This is a genomic window from Streptomyces aurantiacus JA 4570, from assembly GCF_000414115.1.
GTDB lineage: Bacteria > Actinomycetota > Actinomycetes > Streptomycetales > Streptomycetaceae > Streptomyces > Streptomyces aurantiacus_A.
The window spans coordinates 1-9,288 of the sequence record NZ_AOPZ01000196.1; the positions used below are offsets into that span (position 1 = coordinate 1).

The 9,288-nt window shown below is 72.5% G+C and carries 10 protein-coding genes; 2 read left to right on the forward strand and 8 right to left on the reverse strand.

All coding sequences use genetic code 11. The features are described from left to right. Positions 1-98: 98 nt before the first annotated feature. From STRAU_RS19605 to STRAU_RS19620, 4 genes are read right to left on the reverse strand one after another with little or no spacing between them, the layout of a single operon-like run. Positions 99-515, reverse strand: a complete 417-nt coding sequence (locus STRAU_RS19605) for a CBS domain-containing protein (protein WP_016642111.1) — start codon at positions 513-515, stop codon at positions 99-101. A gap of 19 nt (positions 516-534) precedes the next feature. Next, positions 535-1,692 (reverse strand): iron-containing redox enzyme family protein, encoded by a 1,158-nt coding sequence (locus tag STRAU_RS19610; protein WP_397892247.1) that lies wholly within the window; start codon positions 1,690-1,692, stop codon positions 535-537. Further along, positions 1,689-1,937 (reverse strand): CDGSH iron-sulfur domain-containing protein, encoded by a 249-nt coding sequence (locus tag STRAU_RS19615; RefSeq protein ID WP_037660533.1) that lies wholly within the window; start codon positions 1,935-1,937, stop codon positions 1,689-1,691. Before STRAU_RS19615 ends, STRAU_RS19610 begins: the two co-directional genes overlap by 4 nt. After that, on the reverse strand, positions 1,921-2,637 hold the full coding sequence (locus STRAU_RS19620; RefSeq protein ID WP_052029163.1) for a HemK2/MTQ2 family protein methyltransferase: 717 nt from the start codon (positions 2,635-2,637) through the stop codon (positions 1,921-1,923). The genes STRAU_RS19615 and STRAU_RS19620 overlap by 17 nt, the downstream gene beginning before the upstream one ends. 210 nt (positions 2,638-2,847) lie before the next feature. On the opposite strand from STRAU_RS19620, the gene STRAU_RS19625 reads away from it, so the two are divergent. Beyond that, positions 2,848-4,170, forward strand: a complete 1,323-nt coding sequence (locus STRAU_RS19625) for a preATP grasp domain-containing protein (RefSeq protein WP_037660536.1) — start codon at positions 2,848-2,850, stop codon at positions 4,168-4,170. A 60-nt stretch (positions 4,171-4,230) separates the two neighbouring features. On the opposite strand, the gene STRAU_RS19630 is transcribed toward STRAU_RS19625, so the two are convergent. From STRAU_RS19630 to STRAU_RS43025, 3 genes are all read right to left on the reverse strand, one after another. Further along, complete coding sequence (locus STRAU_RS19630) at positions 4,231-5,229, reverse strand: SDR family NAD(P)-dependent oxidoreductase (RefSeq protein ID WP_037660538.1); 999 nt, start codon at positions 5,227-5,229, stop codon at positions 4,231-4,233. 37 nt (positions 5,230-5,266) lie between these two features. Beyond that, the gene (locus STRAU_RS19635; RefSeq protein ID WP_037660540.1) at positions 5,267-5,866 is read right to left on the reverse strand and encodes a flavodoxin family protein; all 600 of its coding nucleotides are present in this window, start codon (positions 5,864-5,866) and stop codon (positions 5,267-5,269) included. A gap of 88 nt (positions 5,867-5,954) precedes the next feature. Then, a complete protein-coding gene (locus STRAU_RS43025; protein ID WP_203227438.1) occupies positions 5,955-6,110 on the reverse strand; it encodes a DUF6131 family protein in 156 nt (51 codons plus the stop codon). 267 nt (positions 6,111-6,377) lie between these two features. Here STRAU_RS43025 and STRAU_RS19640 point away from each other — a divergent pair, with 267 nt between their 5' ends. Next, complete coding sequence (locus STRAU_RS19640) at positions 6,378-7,559, forward strand: serine hydrolase domain-containing protein (RefSeq protein WP_078621338.1); 1,182 nt, start codon at positions 6,378-6,380, stop codon at positions 7,557-7,559. A 100-nt stretch (positions 7,560-7,659) separates the two neighbouring features. Here STRAU_RS19640 and STRAU_RS19645 read toward each other — a convergent pair whose 3' ends face one another. Further along, positions 7,660-8,859, reverse strand: a complete 1,200-nt coding sequence (locus tag STRAU_RS19645) for a cytochrome P450 family protein (RefSeq protein ID WP_016642120.1) — start codon at positions 8,857-8,859, stop codon at positions 7,660-7,662. Positions 8,860-9,288: the final 429 nt, after the last annotated feature.

Here is a 9,288-nt window from a genome sequence, read left to right on the forward strand (position 1 = left end):
CGGCCGGGCGGGACGAGCCTGTCGGTCAGAGCGGTCCGTTCAGCGCGTGGACACGCGGGTCAGTACGTGGACACGCGGTCAGTACGCGGACACTCGGGTCAATCCGTGGACAGCGCCTCGATGAGCTGTCCGGCCTTGGGGTCGCTCAGGGCGCGGGCGGCGTCGGCGAGCGAGACCATGCCGACCAGGCGCCGGCCGTCGATGACGGGCAGTCGGCGGACCTTGTGCGAGGTCATGGTGGAGAAGATCTCCTCGGCGCTGTCGTCCGCCCCGATGGTGACGGCCTCGCCCTGGGCCATCGACCCGGCGGTGACGGCTGCGGGGTCCTTGCCCTGGCCCAGGACCTTCACGACGATGTCCCGATCGGTGATCACTCCCTTGAGCCGGTCGTCGGTGCCGCAGATGGGCAGCGCGCCAACCTCGAGCCGGGTCATCTTCCGGGCGGCTTCAAGTACGGACTCCTCCGCTCCGGCACACTCGGCGCCCGCCGTCATGATGTCGCGTGCGGTGGTCATGGAAGGTTCCCTCCTCGCATCACGTGGAGCGCGGTTCGCGCGGCACGTGAACTGCGTTCTGTGGTGGGTGGTCTTGTGCCACGGCCCGGGTGCCCACGCCCGGTGCGGCATAACGCCCCGCGGCGGGCGCCTGCGCGAACAGGGCGGAACTCCCGCTGTTCCAGGCAGCCAGCAGATGGCGGGCGAGCCGTTCCTCGACGAGCCCGGTGGCGTCCACACCGAACGCGACGTCGGCGTCGAGGTGGGGCTCGTCGGTGAGCAGGCCGGTGACGAGTTCGTGGCGGACGACCTGTTCGTGGACGGCGTCGGCTTCGACGTGCTCGGCGTAGAAGTGCTCCGCCGCGGCACCCGCGCCCAGGCGCCGCATCGCCGCGGCCATGCGCCGGGAGCCGGGCGGCGAGGTGATCTCCACGGCGGCGAAGTGCCCGACCAGCGCGCCGCGCAGGGCCCGGTGCAGTCCGAAGAGGGACATCAGGTTGACGGCGGCCAGGGCCGGCGCGGGTGCCCGGTCGAGGTAGTGGCCGTAGGTGTTCTCCAGGCCCAGGTCGGACATGAGGTCGGCGAAGAGGCGGGCGTGGATGCGTTCGGGGCGGCCCGCTCCGAACTCGTCGTACTCGACCGCGACCATCGCCGCCTTGGCGCGCCCGCGCAGCCGTGGCACGACCCACAGGTGCGGGTCGGCCTCCTTGAGGTGGTAGAGCGAGCGCAGGGCGGCGTACTCGCGCACCTGCCACAACTCGCCCTCGACGGCGAGATGGTGGCTGACGCTGCCGGTGTGGTCGACGGGTTCGACGAGGAGTTCGTCCAGGGCCCGCGCCGCCGTCCGGCCGTCGGGGGTGCCCCTGCGCAGGGCGTCCAGGAAAGCTCCCTCCAACTCGCGCCGCAGGGCGAGGAGTCCGGGGTCCCACTCGTGGTCGTCGGGGACGGAATCGAAGCCGCGGTAGTGGAGTTCGTACAGCACGTACAGGGCGAGGTGCAGGTCGTCGCCCCACGGGTCGGCGGCGCGGATCTCGGCCGCGCGGGACTCGCGGGACTCCTCGGATTGCTCGAACCGCCCAGGCTGCCCGGGCTGTCCGGACTGCCCGGGCTCGTCGGAGGAGAGTGCGTCGGGGCCGCCGCGCAGGGCGTTCACCACCGCGTGCGACAGCGGGCCTCGGGGCAGCGGCAAGGTGGTCACGGCGTGTCCTCGCAGTCGTCGCGGGGGCGGCCCGGTTCCCCCTCTTTCGTACGTCGGCGGTGGCTGGTGTCGCACCAGGGCGGCGTACGGGTGCGACGGCAGGTGCACACGGCGACCATGAAGCGGTCCGAGCGTGCGACGGTCCCGTCGTCGCGGACGACCTCCACCGGTCCCTCGACGAGTACCGGTCCCTGCGGGTCCACGGTCACGCGTCGCGCGCGCCCCGCGTCAGGCTCGTTCGGCACGGATCACCACCAGTTCCTCCTCGGCCGACTCGGGGTCGATCAGCCCGCGCTCGCGCAGCCAGTCCAGCCGTCCCCGCAGGACGGGTCCGTACGGAACGAGCGCGCGGTCGGCGACCTGCGCGCGCAGGCCCGCCTTCTCCAGCCGTGTCAGGGTGCGGTCCGTGCCGCTCAGGGCGGAGTGGACCAGGAGCATGACGCCGTGGGGGTGCAGCAGCGCCGGGGCGGCGTCGCACAGCCGGTCGAGCACGAGGCGGCCGTCCCTGCCCGCGTCCCACGCCCGCGCCGCTCCCCGCGCGGGCGGCGCCGGGTCCGGGGCGGGCACGTAGGGCGGGTTGCTGACGACCAGGTCGAAGCGTCGATGGGCGAGGGCCTTCGCCAGGTCCCCGCGGACGGCGGTGACCTGCTGCCGGGCCCTGCGGGCGTTGAGCCGGGTGCTCCAGACGGCACGCCGGGAGACGTCCAGGGCCGTGACGTGAGCGCCCAGGTGCGCGGCGTACAGGGCGAGGGCGCCGCTGCCGGTGCCGACGTCCAGGACGTCCAGGCCGCTCACGCCTTCGCGGTGGAGGGCCCGGGCCAGGAGGCTGGTGTCGGCCTGCGGCGCGTACACGCCGGGCAGCCGCCACAGCCGCTGGGGGGCGCGCTGCCGGGCGGGCGCGGGGCCGCGGGCGGGGGCTGGTGCGGACACGAGCGTTCTCGCCATGACCGGCCTCCCTGTGCGTGCTTCGGCTGAGGCTTCTGGGGGAGGTGGGGAGGAAGGGCCCTTCACCAGCGTTCCTCGCTTTCCGCCCGGCGTCCACCGGGACGGCCGGGGCTCCGGGGCCACGATCAAGGTCAGGAGAGCTACAGGTGCCCCTGAGAGCCCCGCTGATGCATGGTGAAGTGGGGTGTTCCTCGGGAAGGAGACGGCATCGTGGTCGACCCTGCGGCCGAAGCCCCGCAGTTGGTGCTGGCGAACTTCGCGTCCGCGCTCGCCGTGGATCTCTCCGAGCACGTCGTGCTCCAGAAGTGGGCCACGCAGGCGCCCCGCGAGATCTGGCTGCTGCGCCCGGGCGACCTGCTGGTCACCCCGGTGCGCCCGTCGGAGGCGTTCCTGGCCGCGGCCTGTGGGCTGCTCGGCATGGCTCCGGCCGACATCACCGTCATCACCGTCCCCGACCTGCCCGGCGTGGCGATGGCCGAGTCCGTACGCCGCGCCGGTCTGCTGCCGGTCCTGGCGCGCTGGGCGCGTGAGCGGCCGGGGGCCCGACTGCTGCCCGTCGCGCTGGACGCACCGACCGCTCGCCTGGCGCGCGACCTCGGCATCGGCATGGCCCCCTATCCGGATGCGGCCCCGCCGACCGCACGCACTTTGGCGGCCGTGATGGACCTCAACACGAAATCCGGTTTCCGTACGGCTGCCCGGGATCTGGGCATCCGTGTCCCGCCTGGTGAGACGTGTGCGGCCACCGACCTGCCCAACGTTGTCCGGCGCTCCCTCGCGGTCCACGGTGGCGTCGCCGTGAAACCCGACCGCGCGGCCGGGGGCCACGGGGTGCGCTTCCTCACCGGACCCGAGCCCGCGCCCGAGCCCGAGCCCGCACCCGAGCCCGGGGTGGCGCAGGCGACGGTCGCGGGCGCGCAGGCCGCGGACCGCTGGGTGGTCGAACGCCTCATCCCTCACCGGTGCTCCCTGAGCGCCCAGTTCAGCGTCGCGGGACCCGCCGCCACGCGCTGGGAGTTCGACGGCACGATGGCCGTCCGCGACGGCGCGTTCACCGGCTACCGCAGCCCGCTCGCCGCGCCGGTGGCAGCCGAGGAACTGCGCGAGTGGGGTGCCCGGTTCGGCCGCCACCTCGCCGCCCACGGCTATCGCGGGCCGTTCGGCCTCGACGCCCTCCTGGCCGAGGACGGCAGCACGTTGTACGCGACGGAGGCCAACGTACGCCGTACCGCCACCACCACCCCGTACGCGCTGGTACGCCGACTGGCCGACGCGGCGGACGGCGGCGACGCGGCCTGGCGCACCGGCCAGGCGCCGGGCGGCCCCGACGCGTCCTTCGAGCAGGCGCACACCCTGCTCACCGCAGCGGGGCTCGCCTACCGCCCAGCCGCGGGCGAGGGCGTCGTCCTCTACGCGGACGTCTCCCCCGGCGTCCCCGTGCGCTACCTCGTGGTCGCGGCCACGACCGACCGGGCGGCGGAACTGGAGGGCCTCGCGCGCCGGTTGCTCGGCCCACGGCCACTTGACGAGTAGCCGCCGGTCACTCACGCCCAAGCCGCTCTCCGCCCACCCTCCCGTCCTGAACTCCGGTCGTCAGTCGGCCCGTTGGTTGTACGCGTCCGCCGCCTCCTCGTTCATGGCACTGCCCAGCCCCTGTAGTCGCCCGGTGACGGGTCCCTGCGGCGACGCGACGTCCTTGCCTTCGCGAAGGGGTTCACGCCCGCGCGGTCCGCTCGGAAGCAGCCGGGCGGCCAGGCTGTTGAGACGGGTCGTCAAGGCGGGGGCCACGCCGTGGGCGAGGTCCGCCGCGCGTGCCGCGGGCGTCAGCACGAGCCGGGTACGCCGACGGACCAGCGCGTGCACGATGCGCTCGGCCGCGCGCTGGGCGTTCATCGAGATCAGCGGGGCTCCGGCGAGTGCCGAGAACCAGGCGTACTCCTTGGTGTGCTCACCGCCGAACTGCGCGTGCAGGTGCGATCCCGTACGCATCAGACCGGGGTAGACGGCCGTCACGCTCACCCCGTCCGCGGCCACCTCCGCGTGCAGTCCCTCGGCGAGAACTCCCGTCGCCGCCTTGGCACACGCGTACGGCAGCAGATGGGGAACCCCGAGCAGTCCGCCCACCGACGAGACCAGCGCGAGGCGTCCGCCGTGCGGGCTCTCCCGGAGGTGGGGCAGCGCCGCCAGCGCGGTGTGCGCGGCGCCGAGGAACATGGTGTCCATGGCCGCCGCGAAGTCCCGGTCATCGATCGATTCGAGCGGCGCGACCTGGATGATCCCGGCGTTGGCCACAACGATGTCGGGCCCGCCCGCGGCCTCGTGCGCCCCGCGCATCATGGCGTCGACGGCGGCCTCGTCGCGGACGTCGCAGACGCTCGTGCGCACGGCCACCTGCGGATGACGCGGCTGGAGTTTCGCCCGAGCGTCGTCGAGTTCGTCCTCGTCACGGGCCGCCAGGGTGACGACGCATCCCCGCGCCGCCAGCCGGTCGGCGATCAGCAGGCCGAGGCCGCGTGATCCCCCCGTGACGACGGCGGAGTGCCCGGCCAGGGACACGGAACGGGCAGCTGAGGGAGGGGCGTGCGTACGCATGTCAAACGTCTCCTTGCCCAGGAGGCAGACCTCGGCTTCAGGAGGCCGGGTACGGGTGCGCGGACAGCAGCTCGGCCAAGTGGAAGGTATTGGCGGCGAGGGTGCGGGTGGTGGCGGCCACCTCCTCGGGGGTCTCCTCCAGGTCCTGGTAGTCGGTGCCGTGCTGCGCCTCGCCGACCCAGTACGTGACCGCGCCGGGGGCCAGCGAGAATCCGACGTCGTTGAGGCCCTGGAACAGGTCGGCGCTGACCTTGTGCGCCCCGTCCTCGTTGCCGACGACCACCACCGCGGCGGCCTTCCCATAGGTGAGCGGGCGCCCCTGCTCGTCCGATTCCGACTGCTCGGCGTTCAGCCGCTCGAGCACGCGCTGGCAGATGCTGGAGGGGTGGCCGAGCCAGATCGGCGTGGCGAGGACGAGGATGTCCGCGCCCAGGACCTTCTCCCGCAGCGCCGGCCAGGCGTCGCCCTGGCCCATGTCGGTACCGATACCGGGTCGTACGTCATGGTCGACGACGCGAACCGTCTCACCCGAGGCGCCCAGTTTCTGGAATTCACGCATCACCTGATCGGAGAGCAGGTGGCTGCTGGCGCGGGCGGGCGATGCGCTGAGGGTGCAGACCAGGGACAAGACGCGCATGGCGGACCTTTCTGTGGGCGTTTTCGTCCGTGGCGGCCCGAGTGCCCTCCGGCCGCCACGGTGAATCACTTCGCCACGCCGCTGCGCGCTACCAGTAGTGCCGTCGGCCGCCGAACGCGTGTCCCAGGCCGCCGAGGACCCACAACACGGCGCCGATCGCGACAAGGATGATCCCGATGGTCCACAGAATGTTGATCCCGGCCACCAGGCCGATGATCAGCAGGACTACGCCGAGAATGATCATGACGCCTCCGATCACAGAAGGCCCCTGATTAAGTTTCGTCCCGTCGGCCCCCTCCGCGCAAACTCCCCGGCCCGACGCCGGGCGGGCGCGGAGCCGTGCGGCGACGAGTCCCGTCGGACAGGACATCCGCGCGTACCGCTCAACCACCCGTCGTCTGCCGTCTCACGGCACAAACCCCCTACAAGCGACACGGGTGACTTACGCTGCCGCCGACGGACCGCAAGAGTGCGAATTCAGCCAAGCGCAGACGACTCCCAGGAGCGTGGAATGGCCATACGGAAGAGATCAAGGACCGGCGTGGTCGGTCTGGCGGCGGCCGCGGTGGCGGCCACCGCCTTCACGGGTCCCGCGCAGGCGTCGCGGGACACGGCTGCCGCGGCGGTCGACCACCGGGCGACGCAGCGCGCGATGGACGCGGCCGTGAAGGCCGGTGTCCCCGGCATCACCGCCCACGCGCGCGACGCGAAGGGCGTCTGGAAGTCGGCGTCGGGCGTGGGCAACCTGAAGACGGGTGCGCCGCGCGGCAAGAACGACCGGTTCCGCGTCGGCAACATCACCAACACCTTCGTGGCGGCCGTCCTCCTCCAGATGGAGGCGGAGAAGGAGCTCAGCCTCGACGACACCGTGGAGCGCCATCTGCCCGGCCTGGTGACGGGCAACGGCAACGACGGCCGCGAGATCACCGTGCGGCAGCTCCTCAACCACACCAGCGGCCTGTTCGACTACCTCGGCGACAAGGAGTACGTCGCGACGTACATCGAGGGCGACGGCTTCCTCCGGCACCGGTACGACACCATGAAGCCCGAGCAGCGCATCAAGGTGGCCCTCTCCCACCAGCCGCCGTTCAAGCCCGGTGCCAGGCACGCGTTCTCCCACACCAACGATGTCCTGGCCGCGCTGATCGTCGAGAAGGTCGGCGGCAAGTCGTACGAGAAAGAGGTGCGCGCCCGCATCATCAAGCCCCTGAAGCTCAGGGCGACGTCCCTCCCCGGCAACAGCACCCGCCTGCCCAGGCCGAGCAGCCGCGGCTACTCCAAGCTCTTCAGCGCGCAGCCTGACCGGATCGACGACGTCACCGAGGTGAACGGGTCACAGGGCTGGGGCAACACCGACATCATCTCCAGCGCGGGCGATCTGAACCGGTTCTACGGGGCCCTGCTGCGCGGGAAGCTGCTGCCGCCGAAGCAGCTGAAGGCCATGAAGACGACCGTCGACAACCCCGACTTCCCGGGCGCGTCCTACGGGCTCGGCATCGAGCGGTACAAGCTGAGCTGCGGCACCACCTTGTGGTATCACGACGGGGGCATGGTGGGGTGGGTCACCTTCACGGCCAGCACTGAGGACGGCGGCCACCAGTTCGCGTTCAACCTCAACAGCAACTGGGGAGCGGAGAACCTGCTCCCCATCCTGAACGCCGAGTACTGCGACACGCCTTCCCGCTCGCGCTGAGGCAGGCCACGAGAACGCCCCCTCCGCGACCGCGACACCAGCACACCGGCCCGCACCGCCACCCGGTGCGGGCCGGAGCAGCCACGGTGCGCACCGGTTCTCATCCCCTCGGCCGCACCGGCAGGCGCGCCACGCTGTTGCCCACGAAGCCCGCCTGGCGGGGCAGTTCGCTCTCGGGGACCGCGAGGTCAAGGCCGGGGAAGCGGGTGAAGAGCCGTTCCAGGGCGATCGTCGCCTCCATGCGGGCCAGCGGTGCGCCCAGGCAGAAGTGGGCGCCGTGGCCCAGCGAGAGGTGCCGGGCGGGCCTCGTGACGTCGAAGAGGGCGGCGTCGGGGCCGTACGCCGCCGGGTCGCGGCCGGCCGCGGAGTAACCGGCCAGTACCGGCGTGCCCTTGGGGATCGGCGTCCCGTCCAGGGTGAGGTCGCGGGTCGGGTAGCGGAACGGGAAGAAGCTGACGGGGCTGTCCCAGCGCAGTGTCTCCTCCACCACGTCCGGCCAGCCCGCCTCGCCGGTGCGCACCAGCTCCAGCTGGTCGCGGTGCGCGCACAGGGCGCGGACCGCGTTGGTGATCAGGTTCAGCGTGGTCTCGTGACCGGCGACGATCATCAACAGCAGGGTGCCGATCAGCTCCTGCGGACCGAGCCGGTCGCCGTCCTCCGCGCGGGCCGCGATCAGCGCGCTGGTCAGGTCGTCACCGGGCTTCTCGGACCGGGTGGCGGTCACGGCGGCGAGCACCTCGTACATGTCGCGGTTGGCCGCGATCGCCTCCTCGGGCCCGGTGGACGTACTCACCACCTGGTTCGACAGACGGTGCAGGCGGTCCTGGTACACCGCGTCCACCCCGAGGAGTTCGCAGATCACGCCCATGGGCAGCGGGAGCGCGAAGTGGGAGCGCAGATCGGCGATCCCGTCGCCCGCCGCTGCCGCCTCGGCGAGGTCGTCGAGGAGTTCGGCGGTCAGCGTCTCGATCCGCGGGCGCAGCGCCTCCACCCGGCGCGGGGAGAACGCCTTGCTCACCAGCGACCGCAGCCGCCGGTGGTCGGCGCCGTCGGCGGTCGTCATCCCGCGCACGGTGGCGAAGGTCCGCAGCGGCCAGCCCTCGGCTATCTCGCCCTCCCGCAGCGCGGTGAAGTGCTCGGCCCCCTTGGCGACGTCGGGGTGGGAGAGGAACTCCTTCAGCGCCTCGTGCCCCAGCACCGCCATGCCCCGCACCTCACCGGGGAGCACGACCTCGGCCACGGCGTTCTCTGCGAGCAGTCGGGCGTTGTCCGCGTGCGGGCAGCCCCCGGCCGGGTCCATCCGGTGCCGCGTACGGCCTGCGCGTGAAGTGGTCAATGCGTCTCTCCGGGAGTGGGAGAAGGGCCGACGGTCGAAGCCGTCGACGGCAGTCAACAGGTCTGCCGCTTCCGCGAGTTGAGGCCCGCCCATTCTCCCGCAGCCGCCCGGCGACCCGATAGGAGGCCGGTCCGGGCGGGCCGCCCTCGGGGGCTCGGTTCGGCTCGGCCGAAGGCGTCGCGGCTTCGCGCCACGCGTCGGTCCCGGCCCCTCTCCGCGCGCCCGCTACGATCTCGGTCACACGGGCCCGGAGATCAGGTCCCGTTTCCTGCAGGCACTGGCAAGTGGGGGAATTCCCTATGGTGAGAACCGGGTTCGCGCGTTCGGCGACCGTGGTGGTGAGCAGTGTGGTGTTCGCCGCGGTGGGGGCGACGCACGCGGTGGCCGAGCCGG